Annotated in this window: 17 protein-coding genes; 6 read left to right on the top strand and 11 right to left on the bottom strand. The window is 70.0% G+C overall.

Going from position 1 to position 20,897, the window contains the following annotated elements; translation table 11 throughout:
* Nucleotides 1-13: 13 nt before the first annotated feature.
* The 4 genes from DMC64_RS15390 to DMC64_RS15375 form a co-directional block, all read right to left on the bottom strand.
* Entirely contained in the window at nucleotides 14-283 is a 270-nt protein-coding gene (locus DMC64_RS15390; protein WP_125734071.1) for an acyl carrier protein, read from the bottom strand.
* On the bottom strand, nucleotides 283-2,121 hold the full coding sequence (locus DMC64_RS15385; RefSeq protein ID WP_125734070.1) for an HAD family hydrolase: 1,839 nt from the start codon (nucleotides 2,119-2,121) through the stop codon (nucleotides 283-285). The genes DMC64_RS15390 and DMC64_RS15385 overlap by 1 nt, the downstream gene beginning before the upstream one ends.
* A gap of 10 nt (nucleotides 2,122-2,131) precedes the next feature.
* The gene (locus DMC64_RS15380; RefSeq protein ID WP_125734069.1) at nucleotides 2,132-3,160 is read right to left on the bottom strand and encodes a 3-oxoacyl-[acyl-carrier-protein] synthase III C-terminal domain-containing protein; all 1,029 of its coding nucleotides are present in this window, start codon (nucleotides 3,158-3,160) and stop codon (nucleotides 2,132-2,134) included.
* 287 nt (nucleotides 3,161-3,447) lie between these two features.
* On the bottom strand, nucleotides 3,448-4,377 hold the full coding sequence (locus DMC64_RS15375; protein ID WP_037339934.1) for a ParB/RepB/Spo0J family partition protein: 930 nt from the start codon (nucleotides 4,375-4,377) through the stop codon (nucleotides 3,448-3,450).
* 584 nt (nucleotides 4,378-4,961) lie between these two features.
* Here DMC64_RS15375 and pepN point away from each other — a divergent pair.
* Entirely contained in the window at nucleotides 4,962-7,442 is a 2,481-nt protein-coding gene (gene pepN / locus DMC64_RS15370; RefSeq protein WP_125734068.1) for an aminopeptidase N, read from the top strand.
* 20 nt (nucleotides 7,443-7,462) lie between these two features.
* Nucleotides 7,463-8,494, top strand: coding sequence for an FAD-binding oxidoreductase (locus DMC64_RS15365; protein ID WP_125734067.1), 1,032 nt, complete (start codon nucleotides 7,463-7,465; stop codon nucleotides 8,492-8,494).
* On the opposite strand, the gene DMC64_RS15360 is transcribed toward DMC64_RS15365, so the two are convergent.
* Nucleotides 8,387-8,914 (bottom strand): VOC family protein, encoded by a 528-nt coding sequence (locus tag DMC64_RS15360; protein ID WP_125734066.1) that lies wholly within the window; start codon nucleotides 8,912-8,914, stop codon nucleotides 8,387-8,389. The two genes, DMC64_RS15365 and DMC64_RS15360, sit on opposite strands and share 108 nt — an antisense overlap.
* A 213-nt stretch (nucleotides 8,915-9,127) precedes the next feature.
* Between DMC64_RS15360 and DMC64_RS15355 the strand changes: the two genes are divergently transcribed.
* The gene (locus DMC64_RS15355; protein WP_125734065.1) at nucleotides 9,128-10,486 is read left to right on the top strand and encodes a dipeptidase; all 1,359 of its coding nucleotides are present in this window, start codon (nucleotides 9,128-9,130) and stop codon (nucleotides 10,484-10,486) included.
* Here the strand turns inward: DMC64_RS15355 and DMC64_RS15350 are convergent.
* A complete protein-coding gene (locus tag DMC64_RS15350; protein WP_125734064.1) occupies nucleotides 10,476-10,814 on the bottom strand; it encodes an NIPSNAP family protein in 339 nt (112 codons plus the stop codon). The two genes, DMC64_RS15355 and DMC64_RS15350, sit on opposite strands and share 11 nt — an antisense overlap.
* A 62-nt stretch (nucleotides 10,815-10,876) precedes the next feature.
* Here DMC64_RS15350 and DMC64_RS15345 point away from each other — a divergent pair, with 62 nt between their 5' ends.
* A complete protein-coding gene (locus DMC64_RS15345) occupies nucleotides 10,877-12,919 on the top strand; it encodes a BTAD domain-containing putative transcriptional regulator (RefSeq protein ID WP_370324127.1) in 2,043 nt (680 codons plus the stop codon).
* On the opposite strand, the gene DMC64_RS15340 is transcribed toward DMC64_RS15345, so the two are convergent.
* From DMC64_RS15340 to DMC64_RS15325, 4 genes are read right to left on the bottom strand one after another with little or no spacing between them, the layout of a single operon-like run.
* Nucleotides 12,888-13,580 carry an NIPSNAP family protein gene (locus tag DMC64_RS15340; protein WP_125734282.1) on the bottom strand — a complete coding sequence of 231 codons (693 nt, stop codon included), beginning with the start codon at nucleotides 13,578-13,580 and terminating at the stop codon, nucleotides 12,888-12,890. The genes DMC64_RS15345 and DMC64_RS15340 overlap by 32 nt on opposite strands.
* A 30-nt stretch (nucleotides 13,581-13,610) precedes the next feature.
* The gene (locus DMC64_RS15335; RefSeq protein WP_125734062.1) at nucleotides 13,611-15,815 is read right to left on the bottom strand and encodes a xanthine dehydrogenase family protein molybdopterin-binding subunit; all 2,205 of its coding nucleotides are present in this window, start codon (nucleotides 15,813-15,815) and stop codon (nucleotides 13,611-13,613) included.
* Nucleotides 15,812-16,789 (bottom strand): xanthine dehydrogenase family protein subunit M, encoded by a 978-nt coding sequence (locus tag DMC64_RS15330; protein ID WP_125734061.1) that lies wholly within the window; start codon nucleotides 16,787-16,789, stop codon nucleotides 15,812-15,814. The genes DMC64_RS15335 and DMC64_RS15330 overlap by 4 nt, the downstream gene beginning before the upstream one ends.
* On the bottom strand, nucleotides 16,789-17,241 hold the full coding sequence (locus tag DMC64_RS15325; protein ID WP_233629681.1) for a (2Fe-2S)-binding protein: 453 nt from the start codon (nucleotides 17,239-17,241) through the stop codon (nucleotides 16,789-16,791). Before DMC64_RS15325 ends, DMC64_RS15330 begins: the two co-directional genes overlap by 1 nt.
* Nucleotides 17,242-17,490: 249 nt before the next feature.
* Between DMC64_RS15325 and DMC64_RS15320 the strand changes: the two genes are divergently transcribed.
* Nucleotides 17,491-17,739: a DUF1272 domain-containing protein gene (locus tag DMC64_RS15320; RefSeq protein WP_125734280.1), complete on the top strand. Its 249-nt coding sequence runs from the start codon at nucleotides 17,491-17,493 to the stop codon at nucleotides 17,737-17,739.
* Nucleotides 17,740-18,050: 311 nt separating this feature from the next.
* On the opposite strand, the gene DMC64_RS15315 is transcribed toward DMC64_RS15320, so the two are convergent.
* Complete coding sequence (locus DMC64_RS15315) at nucleotides 18,051-20,381, bottom strand: immune inhibitor A domain-containing protein (protein ID WP_125734060.1); 2,331 nt, start codon at nucleotides 20,379-20,381, stop codon at nucleotides 18,051-18,053.
* 228 nt (nucleotides 20,382-20,609) lie between these two features.
* On the opposite strand from DMC64_RS15315, the gene DMC64_RS15310 reads away from it, so the two are divergent.
* Nucleotides 20,610-20,846: a ferredoxin gene (locus DMC64_RS15310; RefSeq protein WP_037337791.1), complete on the top strand. Its 237-nt coding sequence runs from the start codon at nucleotides 20,610-20,612 to the stop codon at nucleotides 20,844-20,846.
* Nucleotides 20,847-20,897 lie beyond the last annotated feature (51 nt).

Raw genomic sequence — 20,897 nt, 5'->3', positions numbered from 1 at the left:
CAATCCTCCCCGGTTATCCGCGCCGTCCGGCGCCCGCGTTGGTCGTCGCGGCGGCCGCGACGAGGTCGATCAAGGCCGTCACCGTGTGAGCGGCGTGGTAGGCGCGCAGATCGAGCGTCACCGCCAGCCTGCTTTCCAGCCGGGAGAGGGCTTCCAGCGACGAGAGGCTGTCCCAGCCGTGCGTCGCGAGCGCCTCGCGGGCCCGCAGTTCGCCGATCGGCTTGCCCAGCACTTCGCTCAGCGTGTTCAGCACGACGGACGCCGTGTCTTCCAGTTCGGTCATCACTCGTCTCCGGGGTAGGCGATCCAGGTGGGCAGGCAGGTCGGCGCGGTGGCGGGCACCACGGTGTACGTGCCGTCCTCGTCGGACGGGGTGAAGCCGGCCTTCTCCCAGAAGCCGTCGGCCACCTTGTTGCGCTCGCTCGGCACGTAGCGGCCGGCCACCGCGGTGGCTCCGGCGTCGCGGGCCTGTCGCACGATCCAGTCCGCGATCGCGAATTCGATGCCCCGGCCGAACACCCGGCAGCTCAGCACCAGGTTCAGCACCCACCACACCCGCCCGCGGCTCTCGATCCACGCGGCGCCGACGATTCCCTCGTCGCCGAACCGGTCCGACACCGCGAACGAGGCGACCAGCCGGTCCGGGTCGGCGCACATCGCGGTCGTGGCGCCCTCGTCGAACCGGATCCCGGTCAGGTTGAACTGGTTGGTGCGGGCGGAAAGCTGGGCGACCCGGCCGATCTCGAACGTGGTGACCGGATGCGCGATCAGCCGCGTCCGCAGCGCGTGCAGGTAGTCCTCCGAGGAGGCGAACCCGGTGGAGAAGCCGGTGCGCAACGCCCGCGAGCGGTACAGCGCCGGACGTTTCAGGTCGGTGTCGGTCAGCTCCGGTACGTCGAACCAGCCGGGACGCAGCAGCGAGCGGACCAGGTGGGCGGGGTCTCCGTCGGCCGCCACCACGGCCATCTCGGGAAGCTCGGCGGCCACGTGCCCGCGTTCGAACGGGGAGTCGTCCATGAAGACGAACGCGTTCGCGGCCAGGTTGAGCGTCTCGGCGGCGTGCCGCAGGTTGTCCGCCTTGGCCGACCAGTTCACCGCGCGGACCGCGAAATCGTCGGGCCGCAGCAGCATCTCCGGATGGCGGGTCAGCACCTCGTCCACCGGCCCGGCGTCGTTCTTGCTGGCCAGTACGAGGATGACGCCTTGTTCGCGCAGACGGCGCACGGCTCGCTGAAGATCCTGGTAGCAGTTCCCCGGGTACAACCCGCCGAGCTGCAGCCCCGCCTCGCCCGCTTCCCCGAGCACGCCGCCCCAGAGGGTGTTGTCCAGATCGACGGCGAGCACCTTGCGGGACAACCCGGATCGGGCCGCGGCCACCCTGGCGACCCGCCGCGCCAGCGTGAGCAGCGCGCCGTCGGTGTACGGCAGGTCGGCGTACCGGTGCAGCCGGTCGTCCCTGGCCGCGACCGCGACGTCGGCGAGTTCGCCCGCCAGGTCCACGACGGTGATCCGGCCGTCCTCCTCCGCGAGGCCGAGGAGGTCCGCGTTGAGCCGGTGCCAGGCCCGCGCGGCCGCGGCGCGCGCCCGCCAGCTGATCAGCGAATCGCGCAGCTCGGCCGGGACCGGCACGGTGTGCAGCACGAACGTGCCCGGCGTACGCCGCAGGCAGGCCAGGATCGCTCCCCGGAACTCGGCGAACCGGGCCTCGATGTGCGCGGCCAGGCCTTCGGTGTCTACGGCGCCCCACTCGCGCGGCAAGAAGTACCGCTCGTCCATCAGGCACGTGACGAGGTCGGGGGAGCCGTCGATCTCACCCGCGGCCAGCGTGAGGTCGAACGTGCCGTAGTCGCCGAGGAGCAGGGTGGGCTGCGCGCCGACGGCGACCATCGCGGCGCGCAGCAGGTGTTCGAACGGGCCGATCGTGCCGGTGGCCAGCACGGTCACCCTGATCGGGCGGAGATCCGGCGCGAGCGAGGGGAGATCGGCCAGGACGTGGCCCGCGCGGCGCATCGTCGCGGGGTCCTCGACCTCCGCGAGGAGCCGGCGCACCCCCGGTGCCGGTGCCGTCCGGCCGTCGACCGCAGCTCGCAGGCCGTCGAGCAATTCCGTGAAATCGTTCATCGACCCCTGCCTAGACTCGGAAAATCGTGCAATACCAGCGTATGCCGATGGAGATTCCGGCGAGCGCGACGAGATCGCCGGAATTCAGTTCGCCGCGATCGAGGTAGGTCCCGAGCGCGATCAACTGGTCGGCCGCTCCCATATGGCCGTGTTCGGCGGCGAGATCGTGGTTCGTCTTCGCCAGCGGGATATCGATCAGGCCTGCCAGTTCGGCGATGCCGTCCGGATCGTTGATGTAGACGAACCGCGCGAGATCCGCGCGTCGCACGCCCGCCCGGCGGCAGGTCCGGTCGATCACCTCGATGACCCGTGCGTTGAGCTGCTCGCTGAAGTGCGCGAGCCGCCGGGGATCCTTCCGGAAATGAGCCTGCACACGTTCGGTCCCGCTCGGCGCCGTCGCACTCGACCAGCCGGGCGGCGGCACCGGCGTGACACTGCCGCCGACGTCGGTGCGGAACCAGTCGCAGAAGTCGGAATCCGTGAACTGTTCGGTGGCCAGCCAGGTGACGCGGTCGTGGCCCCGGCGCAGCACCACCGAGACCGCGCCGTCGCTGTGCACCGCGTTGTTGACGTTCATCCGGTTGCGGTGGAATTCGCTGACCCGGTTGACGGCGGTGAACAGCACCGTGCCGAGTTCCGGTTGCAGTGTCAGCTGTCCGGCGACGGCGCCGAGACCGGTGACCCCGCAGGCGCAGCCTTCGGTCAGCAGCATCGTCTGCCGCTCCCGGATCTTCAGCTCCCTCGCCAGCGCCGCGGAGGAGTCCCAGTACGGGTACTCCGCCAGTTCGGAGTTGGCCACCACCACCAGATCGACGTCCTCGGGGTCCACCGACGCCCTGGCCAGCGCGTGGCCTGCCGCCTCCGCCGCCAGCGCGGTCGAGGTCACGCCGTCCGCGGCACGGTGGAAGGTCCGGTAACCCCAGCCGACGACGCGTTCCGGGTCGGTGACGTAGGAACCGGCGGTGCGTTCGACGTCCTGGTCTTCGCCGAACGCGTAACCGAAGCCGGCGATGCCGAATTCGGCGAGCGGTGCTGCCATTTCTTCTCCTCATGCCGAGCCGGTCATCCGATGAGAAATCATGAGTCGATATCGCGGGCGGCTGTATTCGAAAACCGCCGCACGCCATTCAAGGACGACGGGAGTTATCGGGCAATGGTGGTCACTTCTCGTGGTCTGGCGCGGCGCGATTTCCGAAACTGTTTCGGCCACAAGGCGTGGTGCCCGGGAATAGTGCCGCACGCCTCGCGCGCCGACAACTGCTCGACGTTCAACTGCGTCCCCGGTGCCCGGTTGAACACCGGTCGTATTCACTCGCGGTATCCGGGTTATGACTTCTGCGTGCCGACCCGCTGTTCCAGTTGTCGCGCGAACTCGATCCACTCGTTGGCACACCGGCGGGCCAATGCGGCGAGGACGTACACGCTGTGTGGCGGGACGGTGTCGACGAGTTCGCGCCACTCCTCCTCGGCGATCACCCGGTGGACGAGCCAGCGCAGGGTCCGGGTGCCGGACTGGGCGAACCGCAGCGACGGATCGCGTTCCAGGTTCCGAAGGACCGCGTTGCGCTCCTTCGTCGAGAGACGCTCGGTGTGGTCGTGCGCGGGCGGGCCGGCGTCGCGGCGGTCGGCCACGGTCTCCCGGACGGCGCGGGGACGGCGTGGCGGCACCGGATCCTCGCCGCGCTGGATCCGCTCCCGTACGTCACGGACGGTGGCCGGGGCGATCCCCGCCGCACGCGCGATCGAGCGCAGCGACGCGTCGGGGAAGGCCGCGATCAGCTGGCTCGCGACGCGACGGCCATCGGTGCTGTCCAGCGGGCGGACCCTGCCGTCGCGACCGAGCCGGGCGGTCGTCCGCGGCAACCCGTCGATCCGGCCGCGAACCGCGGCGACGGTCCGGGGACCGAGGCCCGCGGCCGCGGCGATGGCGCGATCCGACCAGTCCGGATGGGAGATGACGATGCGGGCGACCGCGGCCTCGCGGTCCGCGTAGGACAGCGGCAGGCCGTGCGCGACGTTGGCCTTGACCGCCAGCACGAACGCGTCTTCCTCGCTGCCGTCGAAGAAGACCACGTCGATGGTGCTCTGGCCGCGCAGGCGGGCCGCGCCGAGCCGGTGCATCCCGTCGATGATCCGCATGGTCGACCGGTGCACCAGGATCGGCGGCAGCGCCCGGTCCGGTTCGGCCAGCACCCGGATGTGCTCGGCGTCCTCGCCGATCAGCCGCGGCGAGTCCGCCGGCCGCAACGCGGCCACCGGGACGCTGTAGGTGACCTGATCCGCCTTCGGATACCCGGTCGACGGTTCGTCTTGGTCATTCGAATCAGCCGAATGTTCCTGGCTCGAGGCGTGGTCAGCTTGCCCGGTCAATGGGCACCCCCGTCGGGTTGTGTACGGCAAACCTGCGACTTACTCTTCAATGAGTCCTGGGCGCCTGAACCGATTACCGAATATCGACTCTTCACTGTTTTCGGGCGAGGTCGCCTCGGACCGGAAAGTTCGATTTGTACGGCAGTGCGAGGATGTCGAATCAACGACCGCCGCGTCCCCTCTGAAATGTCCCCATTGGATCGGCGTCGTTCAACTCATGAACTGCGTGATCACTGTTTCCCCTCCCCGCGCTCCTGGTCAGAGGGTATGTCGTCGGTCGACGGTGAACTAGGTGCTCAACTGAGTCCCCGGCCCCGCCGTATCGGCGTCCGAGCGCGGTGCGGTGTTCAACTGGATCGGGCGGCACGGTTGCGCGGGGAATGCGCTGTCCGGCGGCCGGGTGATTGTCTATTCGGCGGCCGCCTGAGCTGTTCGGCGGCCGCGATGCAGCTATTTGGAGGGCCGAGGAAATGCCCAGTCTGACGCAGGCCGAAGCGAAAGAGCGCGGCGCATTGCTGCGGATCCGGTCGTATCGGGTGGATCTCGATCTGACGACCGGCGACGAGACCTTTCGCTCGACCACGAGAATCGTCTTCGACGCGAGCCCCGGTGCCACGTTCCTCGACGTGCGTCCCCGCGAGCTGCGCTCGGTGATCCTCAACGGCCGGGAACTGGACCCGGCCGCACTCGACGACGGCCGGTTCCCGCTCGACGGCCTCGCCGGGGAGAACGAGCTCGTCGTGGTCGCGGACATGGCCTACTCGCGGGAATGTGAAGGGCTGCACCGGTACGTAGACCCCGCCGACGGCCGCGTCTACCTCTACGCCTACGTGTTCATCGACAACGCGCCGCGGATCTTCGCCTGCTTCGACCAGCCCGATCTCAAGGCGCCCTTCACCTTCGACGTCACGGTTCCCGACGACGACTGGCAGGTGCTCGGCAACGCGCCGTCGACCCGGCTCGGCCCGGGACACTGGCGGCTGGCCGAAACCGCGCCACTCGCGACCTATCTGACGACGCTGGTCGCCGGCCCGTACGAGTCGTTCCACGCCGAGCACGGCGGAGTGCCGCTGGGCCTGCATTGCCGTGCGTCGCTGGCGGACGGGCTCAAGGCCGACGTCGAGGAGGTCTTCGAGATCACCGGGCAGTGTCTCGACGAGTACCGGCGGCTGTTCGGCGTGTCCTACCCGTTCGAAAAGTTCGACCAGGTCTTCGTACCCGAGTTCAGCGTGCTTTCCCTCGACCACCCCGGTTGTGTGCTGCTGCGCGAGCTGTACCTCTTCGGCTCCGCGGTGCCGCGGAGCGAACGCGAGACCAGGGCCGTGGTGATCGCGCACGGCCTGTCCCTGATGTGGCTCGCCGGTCTGGTCACCAACACCTGGTGGGACGACCTGTGGCTCGGGCAGGCCTTCGCTGACTACATGGCCCATCGGGTGACCGGCGACGTGACGAGGTTTTCCGGCCCGCTGACCACGTTCGCGGTCCGGCGCAAGGCCCAGGCCTATGTGGCCGATCAGCGGCCGTCGACCCATCCGGTGAGCCTGGCCGGACCGGACGTGCGGACGGTGCTGCTCGAACTGGACCGGATCTCCTACTTCAAGGGCTCGTCGGTCCTGCGTCAGCTGGCTGCCCGGGTCGGTACCCCGGCGCTGCGCGCGGGCCTGAGTACTTACTTCACCCGTCACGCGTACGGCACGGCGACGTTCACCGACTTCCTCACCGCGTTGAGCGAGGCCGCCGGCACGGACCTGACGGAATGGGCGCGGGTGTGGTTCTCCACCTGCGACGTCGGCACGCTGACCCCGGAGATCACGGTGTCCGGCGGGGTGATCACGGCGGCCGCCGTCCGCCAAGACGTCCCGGAGGAGCATCCGGTGCCGCGGCCGCACACCCTGGACATCGGCTGCTACGGCGAGGAGTCCACGACGATCCGGGTCACGATCGACGGACCGCGGACCGCGCTGCCGCAACTGGTGGGCCGTCCGGCGCCGGACTTCCTGCTGCTCAACGACGGCGACCTGACCTACGCGAAGATCCGCTTCGACGATCGTTCCCGCGCCGCGCTGCCCGGGTTCCTTCCCGAGCTGTCCCCGGTCAACCGCGCGATGGTGTGGTGCGCGCTGCTGATGGCGGTGCAGGACGGCGTGTACCCGGCCGCGGAGCACCTCGAACTGGTGACCGGGATGCTCGCCGTCGAAACGGATCCGTCCATCGTCGTCGAGGTGCTGGAGCAGGCTCGTTTCGACGTCGCCGACCGCTTCCTGCACCCGGAGCGGCGGCCCGCCGCGCTCGCCGCCGTCGCCGATGCTCTTCGTGACCGGATCGCCGAGGTCGAGCCGTCCGACGAGATCTGGCTGTGCCTGTGCCGGGGACTCGTCGAGTTCAGCACGGACGTCGACGAGCTGCGTGGCTGGCTCGACGGCACCCGGCTGCCGGCGGGGCTCGTCCTCGACGCGGATCTGGCCTGGCGCACGAGGTACCGGCTCGCCGTGCTCGGCGCGCTCTCCGAGGACGAGATCACCGCCGCCCACGCCGCGGATCCCAGCACCCGCGGCGAGCAGTTCGCGGCGAAATGCCGGGCGGCCAGGCCGGATCCGGCTGCCAAGGCGGCGGCGTGGGAGGCGATCATCGGCGACACCGAGATGTCCAGCTACGGGCTCTGGGCGCTGGCGGAAGGATTCTGGCAACCGGAACAGGCCGAGCTGACCGCCGGCTACGTCCCGCGGTTCTTCGCCGAGATGCCCGCGGCCGCCCGGTCGCGCGGTGACCTCGTCCTCGACGTGCTGGTGCGGTTCCTCTACCCGCGCTACGCCGCCTCGGCGGAGACCTTGCGGCTGGCCGACGAACTGCTCGCCCGCCCCGACGTCGAACTGCCGTTGCGCAGGCGGGTCGCGGATTTCACCGGCGACCTGCGCCGGGCCGTGGCCGCCCGGACCGGCGTCAGCGGCTGAGCCGGGGGAGGGGGGTCACGGTGCGGGTGGGAATCGTCGGCGGGGGCGTCGCGGGCGCGCTGCTCGCCTGGCGGCTGCGCCAGGCGGCGCCGCGGAGCACGATCGACGTGTACACCGCCCGGTCGACCGACGGCGACGCGACGAGCGCGTCCGGCGGGCTGGTCCGCGGCTTCGAGCGGCTGGAGCCCGCCGGCCGGCTGGCCGCGACCGGTCTCGCCGAACTGCGCGCCAACCCCGCGTTACGGGCGGCGTCGGACTACCGGGAAGTCGGCTCGGTGTACCTGGCGCTCTCCGGGGACGGGCTCGCCGATCCGGTCCGGGTGATCGAGGAGGCACTGCCCGGTTCGGCGACCTTGCTCACCGCGCCCGAGCTGGCCGCCCGATATCCGTTCCGCGGCCTGCCTTCCGGGGTCACCGCGGTGGTCGAACGGCACGCGGGATTCGTGTCGCCCGCCGGGCTGCGGGACGCCGTGCTGGGCTGGCTCACCGACCGCGGCGCCACGGTCCGGCGGATGCCGGTGGCGACCGTGGACCCCGCCCCGGCGTTGCGATTGGCCGACGGCGCGACCGCGGGTTACGACGCGGTCGTGCTGGCCGCCGGTCCGTGGACGCCCGCCCTGCTGGCGGCGAGCGGGCTGCCTGCCGGAGGGCTGCGCGTCAAACAGATCCAGTACACCGTCTACGAAGGAGGGCCCGCGGGGCTCGGCACGTTCGTGTGGGAGGGCACCGGCATGTGGGGCCGCCCGGCGGGCGACGCGGGCTTCCTGCTCGGTCTGCCCGGTGACCGGTGGGACGTCGACCCGGCCGGTCCGCGGCCGGACGTCGCGCTCGTCGACCGGGTCGCGAGCGAGGCCCGCCGCCTGCTCGGGCATCCACTCGCCGAGCACTGTCCACATCGGACGACCGTTTCGTCCGACTGCTACCACGATCCGCCCGGTCTCGAACTACGCGAGGTCGTGCCAGGGGTGTTCACCTTCACCGGCGGATCGGGTGGCGCTGCGAAGACCGTGGTCGCGGCGAGCCGGGTGGCGGCCACCGCGTTGCTCCGATGAGCTGCTATCCCGGTACTGGACCAGTTCCACCAGCAGACCGGCGGGCCGGGCCAGGTAGGTGAAGGCGACCAGCATGCCCGGCCGCGCGCCGGCGCAGGGTTCGCGGTCGACCGGGGTGAATCCCGCGCCGCGCAGGCGGTCGAGCTCCGGTTCGAGGTGATCGACCTCGATGGCGATGTGGTGGAGGCCAGGGCCGGATCTGGCCAGGTGGCCGTCGAGCGCCGAACCGGGCCCAGCAGGGGAGACCAGTTCGATCAGGGGGCGGCCGCCGGGTCCGGGTGGCTGCCAGAACTCGCACGCCACCCGGTAGGCGGCGGCGATCCCGCTGTCCAGTTTGGACATCCCGAGTGCGGTCATGGCGGGAACGAGTCCCGCGGGTTCTCCGGTGACGAGTCCGATGTGGTCGATACCGAGCAACATGGCCCGAGATTAACGCCGCCTGCGGCGTTCTGGTGAGGGGCAAGGCGGGGGTCGTGAGTGAAAAATGCTGTTAGAACGATCATTGCCACTCACGACCCCCGCGTCACAACGTCATTTCGAGCCGCGTTCCCGCCCAGTACCGCCTCCCGGCGCTCGATTCACCGCGCAGCTGACCGGGTCTTTTTCCGGCCGTCGCGCCGTACGATCCGATTCATGAAGAACAATCTTCCGACGGAGGCCGAATTGAGAACGGCCGTCGAACGGGAAATGGCTCCGGCGCGTGCCGATCTTGAGAATCTGGTCCGCATTCCCGGAATAGCCTTTCCCGAATTCGACCACGCGCAGGTGGACCGTTCCGCGGAGGCGGTGGCGACGGTGCTGCGCGGCTGCGGACTGGAGACCGGCGTCGTCCGGGCCGGCGGGCAACCGGCCGTCATCGGCCGCAAACCCGCGCCACCCGGCGCGCCGACCGTACTGCTCTACGCCCATCACGACGTCCAGCCGCCGGGAGACGAGGCGCTGTGGGAGAGCGACCCGTTCGAGCCGGTGGAGCGCGACGGCCGGCTCTACGGCCGAGGCGCCGCGGACGACAAAGCCGGGCTCATGGCGCACGTCGTGGCGCTGCGGGCGCTCGGCGACGCCCTGCCGGTCGGGGTGGTGGTGTTCGTCGAAGGTGAGGAGGAGTACGGTTCGGCGTCGCTCTCCGAGCTGGTCCGGCTGCATCACGACAGGCTCCTCGCCGACGTCGTCGTGATCGCCGACTCGGCCAACTGGGACGTCGGGGTGCCCGCGCTGACGACTTCGCTGCGCGGGATCGTCAACTGCGTGGTCGAGGTGCGTACCCTGCGCGACCCGGTCCACAGTGGAATGTTCGGCGGTGCCGTGCCGGACGCGCTGACCACGCTCGTCCGGTTGCTGTCGACACTGCACACGGACGACGGCGACGTCGCGGTGGAGGGCCTCGCCGTGGGGCCGGAGTCCACTGTGGAGCTTCCCACCGAGCGAGTACGGGTCGAGGCGGGGATGGTCGACGGTGTCCGGTTCACCGGCACCGGTTCGCTGGCGGATCGGTTGTGGACCAGGCCTTCGCTGTCGGTCCTGGGTGTCGACGCGCCGTCGGTCCTCGAGTCGGGCAACGCGCTGGTTCCGGTGGCCAGGGCGAAGATCAGCGCCCGGCTGGCTCCCGGCGACGATCCGGTCAAGGCGTTCGCCGCGCTCCGGGAGCATCTGGAGGCCTACTGTCCTTGGGGCGCCACCATCTCGGTCTCCCTGGACGGTGGCGGAGCGCCGTGCGTCATCGACACCACCGGGCCACGGTATGAGACGGTCCGGTCTGCGTTGCGTATCGCGTGGGACGGGGTTTCGCCGGTCGAGATCGGTGTCGGCGGCTCGATTCCGGCCGTTTCGACGTTCCAGGCGGAGTTCCCGGCCGCCACGATCGTGGTGACCGGTGTGGAGGATCCGCAGACCCGGGCACACGGCCCGAACGAGAGCCTGCACCTCGGCGAGTTCGCCCGGGTCTGCCTCGCCGAGGCGCTCATGCTGGCCGGGCTGGGCCGCCCTACCGGATGAGCCGGCCCAAGTCGTGCCCCGCGGCGAACACCGACGTGTCGTAGTCGTCGATCATCGACGAGACCGGGCCGTCGTATTTCGCCAGCCATTCGTCCGTGGCGTAGAGCAACTGGGATCGTTCGACCCGCTCTTCCTCGGACGGAAAGGCGCGAAGCAGGAAATAGCCGTTTTCGTTGTTCAAGGACGGGCCGTGCGCGAGGACCGTGATCCCCAGGCTGCGCATCAGCGGAATGGTGCCCTCCCGGCTGATCCGGTCGAATTCCGCCCGGGTTCCCGGCTTCACCTTGAACAGCCGGATCTCCAGCAACCATGATTCAGCGTTGTCCATCCTGCACCTCACCCTCGGTATTCCGGAAGGGCGAGTAGAGCACCGGAGAATGGTGGTCGTCAATTAACGGCGAAGCGAACGAGTCATCGTCACCGGCCAGGTTCCGGTACCTCGGCCCGCTCGAATTCTTCGACGGCGGGCAGTGGTCCTCGATCGGTGCGCCGAAGCAACGCGCACTGCTGGCCGTCCTGCTGATCAACGCCAACCGCGTGGTTTCTGCGGATCAGCTCATGGCGGAGCTGTGGGGCGAGCGGCCGCCGCCGAGCGCGGCCGGTCTGCTGGCGGGCTACGTCTGGCGGCTGCGCAACGGCCTCGGCGATCCGGGAGGCCGGATGCTGAGCACGAGGGCACCCGGTTATCGGCTCGTGCTGCCCGCGGGCGCGACCGACGTCGACGAGTACGAGAAGCTCGTGACGGCGGGCCGGAAGAGCCTCGCCGAAGGTGATCTGTCCGCCGCGGTCGGCACACTGACCGAAGGGCTCGGGATGTGGCGCGGCACGCCGATGGCGGATGTGGCCATGGTCCCGTCCGTCCTCGCCGAGTCCGCGCGGCTGGAGGAAGCACGCCTGGCCGTGGTGGAAGCGCGGATCGAGGCCGAAATCGGGCTCGGCGGACACGAGACGCTGCTGCCCGAACTGAAGCTGATGGTCTCGCAGTTCCCGTTGCGCGAACGGCTGCACGCGCAATTGATGGTCGCGCTGTATCGCTCGGGCCAGCAGGCCGAAGCCCTTGGCGCGTACCGGGATCTGCGCGGCCTGCTGGTCGAGGAGCTCGGTGTCGAGCCGAGCAAACCGCTGCGGGAGCTGCAGGGCCGGATCCTGCGTGACGACCCGCTGCTGCTGGAGACGCCGCGGCGCGCGACACCCGCGACCGCGATCCTGCGGCCTGCCGTGCCGCGCACCCTGCCTCCCGACGTGCCCGCGTTCATCGGCCGGGAGCGGGAGCTGGCCTGGATCACCAGCCGGCTGGCGAGCGGGGAGCAGCGCTGCGCGGTGCACGGTATGGCGGGTACCGGCAAGACCGCGTTGGCGGTGCACGCCGCACACCGGATGACCGGGTCCTTTCCGGACGGTCAGGTGTATCTGGGGCTCGGAGCGTCCGCGGCGCACGGTCCGGCGTCACCGGCGGACGCGGTCGGGCGGCTGCTCGCCGCGCTGGGTGTACCGGCCGCGGACATCCCGCCGGAGGGGGACAGGGCGGGCGCGCTGCTGCGGACCGTGCTGGCCGATCGACGGGCGGTCCTCGTCCTCGACGACGTCGCCGACTCCGCTCAGATCCGGCATCTGCTGCCCACCGCGCCGGGCTGCGCGGTGATCCTGACGAGCCGCCCGGCCTCCACCGCGGTGGACGGGGCGGGGCTGCTTCGCCTCGGCAGGCTCCCGGCGACGGCCGCGACGGCGCTGATCCGCCGTTATGCCGGCGCCGCCCGGGTGGACGCCGACCTCGCCGCCACCGTCCGGCTCGCCGGGCTCTGCGACCATCTGCCGCTCGCCTTGCGGGCCGCCGCCACCCGGCTCGCGCGGCGTCCGGAGTGGACGGTCGGTGAGTTCGTTTCGCGGTTGAGCGATCCCCGGCGCCGGTTGGAACAGCTGACCTGCGACGGGCTCAGCGTCCACGCCGCGTTGCGGGCCGGCGTCCGTTTGCTGCGGCACTCCGCCGATCCGCTGCCGACGCGCGTCCTCGGCAGGCTCGGGGTGCTGGACCTGCCGGTCGTCTCGACGGCCGTACTCGCCGCCGCGCTCGACATTCCCGTCGCCTCGGCCGAATCCGCCGCGGAGCGGCTCGTCGACGCCGGACTCGTCGAGACGCTGCGGATGGACCGGTACCGGGTGCCGGGGCTCGTGCGGCTCTTCGCGCGCGGCGAGTACGTCACGGCGGACGAGGAACGCGCCGCGACGCACCGCGTCCTCGGGTACTACGAAGGCGCGGTGCGCGACCAGCTTGCCCGCCTCGCGGCGAACCGCGGGGCCGGCCTCGCTTGGTATCGCGAGGAATGCCTGACCCTGCGGGCGCTCGCGGCCCGCGCATCGGGCACCGAATTGCCCGGCCTGGTCAGCAGGCTCTCCTCGGAGCTCAGCGGAGCATCGACCGGTCGGTGGGGGTGAGCATCAGCCGCTCGACCCGTTCCGGGAGACGGGGCTCGACGTCGTCCCGCCACTCGGGGAGCGCGGCCAGCCGGTCGATGCGCTCGGCGTAGGCGTCCTGCCCGGGGAACGACGCGAGCACGACGAGCACGTGCTCACCCGTGCGGACCGGCAGACCGGTGAAGTCGTTCTCCGCGTACTCCGTCCGCAGCAAGGCGAGCGGTGTCGCGCCGGCCTTCGCCAGCAAGGGGAGAACGGTCTCGTCGAAGAACCGGACGAACTCTTCGTCTGGCGGCGAAGGAAGATAGTGGATCGTGGCCGTTACCAAGGACGAAGCGGGCGTGTCCCGGACTACCGGGTCGAGGCCGGGCAACACGCCCTGGCGGACCGGCCGCAGCAGCAGTACGTCGTCCGTGTCGATCATGGTGGCGTTGGCCGCCGCCGAGTTGGCCTTCCAGGTCGGACCGGTGTAGAAGCTCGTCAGGGCCTGGAACCTCGCGGGCATGCCGGGGAAACCCCGCAGCCACACGAAATGGTCCGGGCGGTCGAGGTCGCGGAACTGCCCGAGGACACGCATCCCGGTGGCTTCCTGGGTCTCGACGAACTCCCGGTCGAACAGCTCGATCAACACCTCGCGCTGTCCCGGCCGAAGGGTGTACTGCCGCAGCTCGATAACGTCCATCACCCGAAGAACCCTAAGGCATTCAGACGGTCAGGCGTCGAAGATCTTGTCGAGGGTGATGGGGAGATCGCGGACGCGGCGGCCGGTGGCGTGGTGAACGGCGTTGCCGAGGGCGGCGGCGATACCGACGGTGCCCAGCTCGCCGATCCCGCGGACACCGAGGGGGTTGAAGACGGTGTCGGGATGGTCGAGGAAGCGAACGTCGATCGGCGGGATGTCGGCGCCGACCGGGACGAGGTAGTCGGCGAGGTTCGCGTTGGCGATGCGGCCGGTATCCGGTTCGACGTGGGTGTTCTCGAGGAAGGCCTGGCCGACGCCGAAGATGACGCCGCCGACGATCTGGCTCCGCGCGGTCTTCTCGTTGACGATGGTGCCGGCGTCGATGACCGTCGTCACGCGGCGCACGCGGGGTTCCCCGGTCCAGCGATTGACCGCCACTTCGCAGAAGTGCGCGCCGAAGGAGGTGAAGGCGAACCGCTCGCGTTCCGGCCCGAGCGCCGAGGTTTCGGTGGCGTCGATCCCGGCGCGATCCGTGATGCCGAGCAAGGTGCCGAAAGCGATCCGCCGCTTGGGGCCCACGACGTCGCCGCGTTCGTAGCGCACCTGATTCCGGTCCATGCCGTGGAACGGGGACTTTTCGTGCGTCACGGCGAGATCGAGCAGCGCGCGTGTCGCGGAGAGCGCGGCCGCGTGGACGGCCGGGCCCGAGCTCGCCGTCCCCGCCGAGGCGAACGCGCCGGGGTTGTCGGCCAGCGCGGAGTCGCCGAGCGCGGAGCGGACGCGGCTCACCGGGATGCCGAGCGCGTCGGCGCCGATCATCGCCAGCACCGTCCACATCCCGGTGCCCAGATCCGAGGTCGCGGTCGACACCACCGCCGTGCCGTCGGCCTGCAGCCGGACCTTCCCCGTGGTGCGGTAGCGCGCGGCCGGGTAGGCGGCGGTCGCCATTCCGGTGCCGATCAGCCATTCGCCGTCGACGACCGCCCTCGGGACCGGGGCCCGCCGGGACCAGCCGAACGCCTCCGCGCCGACGCGGTAGCACTCGTCGAGATGTTTGCCGGACCACGGCACGCCGCGTCCCGGGTACGTGGTGGCGTAGTTGCGCAGGCGTAACTCGACCGGGTCCACGCCGAGCCGGACCGCCAGTTCGTCCATCGCGGTTTCCAGCGCGAACGAACCCGCCTCCGGACCGGGCGCCCGCATCGGTGTCTGGGGCGGGACGTCCAGCGTCACCAGCCGTTGCCCGACATGGATGTTGGGGGAGGAGTAGAAGTAACGCGAGGTGGTGTGCGGCGCGGCTTCGTAGAGGTACCCGTCGCCGCCACTCGAAAGGCCGGCGTAGGCGTCGTGCTTGACGGCGACGAGACGCCCGCCGCGGTCGGAGCCGAGGGAGACCGTCTGCGACATCGCCGAGCGGTGGCCGGTGACGCCGAAGGTCTGCTCCCTGGTGAGCACGATCCGGACCGGACGGCCGAGCGCCTTGGCCGCCGCGGCGGCGAGGACGGGATGCCCCCAGGTGAGGATCTTGTTGCCGAACCCGCCGCCGACGTGCGGGCTGAGCAGGTGCACACGAGAAGGGTCGACGCCGACCGTCGCCGCGATCGTCCCGGCGGCGAGCTGCGGGGCCTGTGCCCCGGAGTAGAGAGTGAGGTAGCCGTCGCGCCAGACCGCGATGGCGGCGTGGGGTTCCATCGCGCTGTGGTACTCGATCGGCTGGGTGTAGGTGGCGGTGACGACCACTTCGCTCGCGCCGAGGGCCTGGTCGATGGACCCGACCCCGTCGGCGAGGAGATCGAGCAGCGGCGGCTCGCCGTTGACGTCCTCCGGCAGGGTGGCGCCGGGCATGCCGTCACGCAGCGACGTCCGCGGCCGGACACTCGCGTAGTCCACCCGGACCAGCGCGGCGGCGTCGCGGGCCTGTTCGAAGGTTTCGGCGACCACCAGGCCGATGATCTGCCCGTGGTAGCGAACCTGGTCGTCCCGCAGGGGAAGCCAGTTGTGGCCGATGCCGGATTCGGCCCCGCCGAACAGGGGCAGCGGGTCGGCGTGGGTGTACACGGCGAGGACGCCGGGGGAGCGGCGCGCGGCGGTCGTGTCGATGCCGCGGATGGTGCCGCGTCCGATGGTGCTCAGCACCAGGTAGCCGTTGGTGAGACCGTCGACCGGGTAGTCGGCGGAGTAGCGGGCGGCCCCGGTGACCTTGAGCCGTCCTTCGACGCGGGAAATCGAGGTCATGGCCGGTCCGCCAGCTTCATCAGGGCACGGGTGATCGTGCGTTTCAGCAGAGGCACCTTGAAACCGTTGTGGGCCAACGGACGGGCTCCCTCGGTGGCCGCGGCGGCCTTTTCGACGACTTCGAGCCGTAACGGCTTGCCGCGCAGTGCGTCCTCGACCGCGGTCAACCGCCACGGCCGGGTGCCGACCCCGCCCGCCGCGAGCCGCACGTCCCGCACGACGCCGTCGCGGACCAGCACCGCGGCGGCGACCGACACGAGCGCGAACTCGTAGGAGGCCCTGTCCCGCACCTTCACGTAGGCCGACCGATCGGCCCAGGCGAGCCGGGGCACGGTCACCTCGGTCACCAGCTCGCCCGGCCGGAGGTCATTCTCGAGATGCGGCGTGGTGCCGGGCAGCCGGTAGAACCCGTCGAGCCGGACGTCGCGCGTTCCTCCCCGGCCGGTCAGCCGCACCGAGGCGTCCAGCGCCACGAGGGCCACCGCGAGGTCACTCGGATGCGTGGACACACAGGCGTCACTGGTGCCCAGGATGGCGTGCGAGCGGTTGGCGCCCGTGATCGCCGGGCAGCCGGAGCCGGGGGTTCGTTTGTTGCACGGCGTGGCGGTGTCCCGGAAGTAGCCGCATCTGCTGCGCTGCAACAGGTTGCCGCCGATGCTGGCCATGTTGCGCAGCTGAGGCGAGGCACTGGCCAGCAGCGCCTCGGCGAGCACGGGATACCGCGCACCCACCAGCGGATGCGCGGCCACGTCGCTCATCCGCTCGAGCGCGGCGATGTGCAGCCCGTGCCGGTCCGTCCACACCCCGGTCAGCGGCAGGCGGTTGATGTCGACCACCCGGCTCGGTGTCAGCACTTCGAGCTTCATGAGGTCCACCAGCGTCGTGCCGCCCGCGAGATAGGCCGCGCCCGGCGCGCCGCCGCGGTCGAGCGCTTCGGCCACGCCGCGCGTGACCGTGAAGTCGTAGGGCCGCATCAGTCCGCCGCTCCCACGGCCCGGATCGCGTCGGCGATGGAGCCGTACGCGCCGCAACGGCAGAGGTTGCCGGACATGTGCTCCCGGATCTGCTCCGGCGAACGTGCCTGCCCTTCCCGGAGGACGGCGACCGCCGACATGATCTGCCCGGAAGTGCAGAAGCCGCACTGGAAACCGTCGTGGTCGAGGAAAGCCTGCTGCACCGGATGCAACGCTGAGCCGCGCGCCAGCCCCTCGATGGTGGTGACCCGTCTGCCGGTGACGGAGCCCGCCAGCGTCAGGCAGGACAGCACCCGCCGTCCGTCGACGTGCACCGTGCACGCCCCGCACTGACCGCGGTCGCAGCCCTTCTTCGTCCCGGTCAACCCGAGCCTGTCGCGTACCGTGTCGAGCAATGTCACGCGCGGATCGAGCCGAAGCCGCTCCACGCGCTCGTTGACCCGCAACTCCACGTCGACGAGACCGTCTCCCCGGCCGTCCGGCTCCGCGCCCGCCGCGTCCGGTCCGGCGACGGCCAGTGCCGCGGACGCCGTCGCGGTCCGCGCGAGGAAGCCGCGGCGGGAGATTCCGCCCTCGTTCGAGTCGTCACTGCTCACTGAACCCTCCAGAACCTGCTCGGCGGTCAGGGGATGGAGTCTCGTGGATCGCCTCCCGATCCGATATCGCTCAGGTGAACAGGCGCCTCGGGTAGAGTCCGCGGCATGCTCGAGATCAGGCCGAACTGCGAGTGCTGCGATCGGGATCTGCCGCCCTCGGTGGACGCGCGGATCTGCACGTTCGAGTGCACCTTTTGCCCTGGCTGCGCGGAAGACCGCTTCGGTGGCGTCTGCCCCAATTGCGGCGGCGAACTCGTACGGCGTCCCGTGCGGCCGGCCGCTCTGCTCGAACGTCACCCGCCGTCGGAGCGGCGAGTGGTCAACGCGCACGCTTCCTGCACGCAGGCCTCGTGAGTGTTTTGGGTCGTTCTGAATGTTGGTCTCCGTCGGCCGCAGGTCCGTGAAGGCATCCTTGCCTACCCTGAAGGTAGGCAAGGAGGCCTTCACGGACTGCATGGGGCGCGCCTCGTGAGTGGCAAAGGCGGTTAGAACGACCAAAAACACTCACGACCCGGCGCGCTCTGGTCCTGGCCCTTCACGCGCGACCGCTGTGACTGCTGGTGCACATGGGACACACGTGGCGATCATCCATTCCGTGAAGGCCTCCTTGAGGGACCCAGAGTCCCTCAAGGAGGCCTTCACGGACCAGCCCCAGGAGACGCCCACTACTTGAGGTCCACCCGTATCCGCATCGAAGTACCGTGCTGCGAAAGCACCCGGATCGTGGTCCCGGTGGCCGGCAGGAGCACACCGGCGTTCGGCTGCTCGGGGAACAGGAACGTCCCGGTGTCGTCGAACAGCGGCACGGCGTTCTGCCCCCGGATGTAGCTGGGCTTTCCGTTGACGTGAAGTGTGAACGAGTCGGCCTTGCGCAGCGAGAACGGCATGTCGTAGCCGGCGATCCGGGATCGCCACGGCACCCCCTCGATGTTGTAGATCGGCGCTGGATGCGCGTCGATCGGGAGGATCAGCCCGGAGCCGAGATGCTCACTGGTGTTGTTGTCCATTTCGGACGTGTCCCAATAGGACACCACGAGCCCGGTCTGGTACGGGAAATGCTCGACGAACGCGGGCCGGTCGGGGAACCCGAAGTTGTAGGGACCCGTGCGCAGATACTGCCCATAAGACTCGTAGGTACGGTTCGACGCGAGGTAGAAGTTGTCGAACGAGCGGGTCTCGGTGCCACCCGCGGTCCGGAAGCCGTCGAGCTGCCAGCCGTTCGCGCCGTTCTCCGCTCCGTCGGTCAGCAGCGGCGCGCCGTCCCCGACGATCGAGATCTCGTCGGCGAAGAACCCGTTACGCGCCAAAGCGCCGTCGGTTCGGTATTGGAAGCGGACGAGGGCCTTCTTGCCCGCCACGGCATCGAGCGGAACGGTCATGTCCACCCAGTTCCCACCCGAGCTGCTGGACAACCCCGGCTGGCCACCGAAGTCCCGCTGGAACGGCGCGCCACCGGCGATTCCGTCCAATGAGGTCCACGTGACGCCGCCGTCCGTCGACACCTGCGTGTAGAGGAAGTCGAAATCCGGCTGGATGTCGAAACGGGCCTTCAGGGTCAGCGACGCCGTCGTCTTGCCCGTCAGGTCGATCGGCCGGGTCATGGTGGTGGACAGATTGTTGCCCTTGGTGCTCCACCACTGGTTCAGCCCGGCGAGCGGCTGTCCATAGTGGAACTTCTTCTGCTTGTCGGGCAGCACGACCACGACCCCTTGGGCCTTGGCCGAGTTGTATTCGTGCGGGCCGAGTTCGAGGGTGCGGGTCCGGCCCGCCACCACGACCTCGTAGTCGAGCCAGCCGAGCTGGAGTTTCGACCACGCGTCCAGATCGTTGATGCGCGTGCCGATGACCTCGCCGGGTCCGGAGACGCGTTGCTGCGCCATCGGGGACCACCAGCTGACGTTGTTGGCGCCGCCGTTGGTGTCGTACAGGTCGGGCAGCCCGAGGTCGTGCGCGAATTCGCGGCAGAACACGCTGATACCGCCGTTTTCCGGCTGGATGGTGTAGTTGCCGACCCAGATTCCGCTGTCACCGATCTGGGTTCCGCCCCGACGGTTGCCCCGCGGGCCGGTGGTGGTGTTGGCGAACGCGTAGGCGCTGTGGCTGTAGATGGCGTCCTCGCCGTGGACCCGGTCCCCGTCTGCCTGATCGGCCCCGGCGTGCACGATCTGGAAGTGATCGAGGTAGCCGTCCGGTTCGTTGAAGTCGCCGTCCCGGTCGAAGTCGTCGCGGTCCCAGACGTCGAAGGTGGCGAGTTGGGCCCGGATCTGTTCCGGTGTCCGGCCGGCCGCGCGTTGCCCCTCGTACCAGGCGTTGGCGGCGTCGGTCACCAGGTCGAACGCGTTGGCGCAGACGACGCCCGCGCACGGGAAACCGTTCGACCGTCCGTACCGGGCTTCGTTGTAGGGCACCGTGGTCCAGTCGGTGACCATGCCCTCGACCGAAAAACGACCGGAAGACTGCTTCCGGTAGTAGTTGGCGACCGAGTCGGCGCCGGGAGCGGTGGAGAAGTACAGGTCCTGGTAATGGCGGCGGTCGTAGTCCGGTTGCCAGATGGTGGTGTTGTCGACGCGCCGGTCGGGCTCGGGGATCTGGTCGCGACGCGGGCCGTCGAAGCGTACCGGGCCGGGAATGGCCGGGTTCGTGTCGACGTCGGGGTAGGACGGATGCCGCCGGTCGCCGAACTCGGCGAGCACCACGAAGATCCGGTCGGTCGATTCCCGCGCCAGCTCGACATACTCGTCGACACCGCCGCGGCGCGTCTTCGTCACAGTGCTCGCGCCGCGTCGTTCGGCGACTTCCTTGCCCTTCAACACCTCCGCGAGGGCCTGCTGCCGCAGTTTCCGGCGCTGGACGTCGCCGGGGCCGGGCAGGTCGTCCCCGCCGCGCGGTTCGGCGGTCACCGGGACCGCGGGTGCCGCGGTCGCGGCCGGAATGCCGGCTGTCAAGCCGGAGACGAGGACGACGGCGCACAGGCCGGCATAAAGTCTTCGTAGCAAGGAAAATCACCTCTGGAGGTTCCGGTCTCGATTCGGCCGGGTCGGTCGTGAGTGGCGAGTCGTGTTCTAACCCGAATCGCCACTCACGACCAACCCGGCCAACCGTCGATCGGCAGCGTTCAAGGGAGAGAACACCTTGCGCCACAAGCCGTTCCCGTGAACCATCGGGCTCCTTCGTTCAACTGGACCCGGAGCGGCAGTTGAACGGTCGAATCCAAGGAGACTGACATGACCGAGAGCGGTCGCCGCTGGCGGATCGTCGTGGACCAGGACTCGTGCATGGGTTCCGGGGTGTGCGTGGGAGATCTTCCGCATCGGTTCCGGATCGTCGGCGATCGCTCGCAGCCGGTCGACGCCGAGATCGGTGCCGACGAGGAAGTGCTCGCCGCGGCCGATTCCTGCCCACGGGAGGCGATCCGCGTCGTGGACGTGGCGACCGGCGAGGTGCTGGCGCCCCTCGAATGACCCTGCCTCGAACAAGACACCGTGTCCGGCCCGCCGGACGCGTGGAGGACG

Origin of the sequence: Amycolatopsis sp. WAC 04197, assembly GCF_003947475.1 — a bacterium.
In the GTDB taxonomy this organism is placed as follows: domain Bacteria; phylum Actinomycetota; class Actinomycetes; order Mycobacteriales; family Pseudonocardiaceae; genus Amycolatopsis; species Amycolatopsis japonica.
This window is presented reverse-complemented; position numbering and strand designations above follow the sequence as displayed.

Excerpts from the sequence above, each read along its gene's own strand:
- DMC64_RS15390 (WP_125734071.1), bottom strand. The coding sequence starts at position 283 with ATGACCGAACTGGAAGACACGGCGTCCGTCGTGCTGAACACGCTGAGC.
- DMC64_RS15385 (WP_125734070.1), bottom strand. The coding sequence starts at position 2,121 with ATGAACGATTTCACGGAATTGCTCGACGGCCTGCGAGCTGCGGTCGAC.
- DMC64_RS15380 (WP_125734069.1), bottom strand. The coding sequence starts at position 3,160 with ATGGCAGCACCGCTCGCCGAATTCGGCATCGCCGGCTTCGGTTACGCG.
- pepN (WP_125734068.1), top strand. The coding sequence starts at position 4,962 with ATGCCCAGTCTGACGCAGGCCGAAGCGAAAGAGCGCGGCGCATTGCTG.
- DMC64_RS15360 (WP_125734066.1), bottom strand. The coding sequence starts at position 8,914 with ATGTTGCTCGGTATCGACCACATCGGACTCGTCACCGGAGAACCCGCG.
- DMC64_RS15355 (WP_125734065.1), top strand. The coding sequence starts at position 9,128 with ATGAAGAACAATCTTCCGACGGAGGCCGAATTGAGAACGGCCGTCGAA.
- DMC64_RS15350 (WP_125734064.1), bottom strand. The coding sequence starts at position 10,814 with ATGGACAACGCTGAATCATGGTTGCTGGAGATCCGGCTGTTCAAGGTG.
- DMC64_RS15340 (WP_125734282.1), bottom strand. The coding sequence starts at position 13,580 with ATGGACGTTATCGAGCTGCGGCAGTACACCCTTCGGCCGGGACAGCGC.
- DMC64_RS15335 (WP_125734062.1), bottom strand. The coding sequence starts at position 15,815 with ATGACCTCGATTTCCCGCGTCGAAGGACGGCTCAAGGTCACCGGGGCC.
- DMC64_RS15330 (WP_125734061.1), bottom strand. The coding sequence starts at position 16,789 with ATGCGGCCCTACGACTTCACGGTCACGCGCGGCGTGGCCGAAGCGCTC.
- DMC64_RS15320 (WP_125734280.1), top strand. The coding sequence starts at position 17,491 with ATGCTCGAGATCAGGCCGAACTGCGAGTGCTGCGATCGGGATCTGCCG.
- DMC64_RS15310 (WP_037337791.1), top strand. The coding sequence starts at position 20,610 with ATGACCGAGAGCGGTCGCCGCTGGCGGATCGTCGTGGACCAGGACTCG.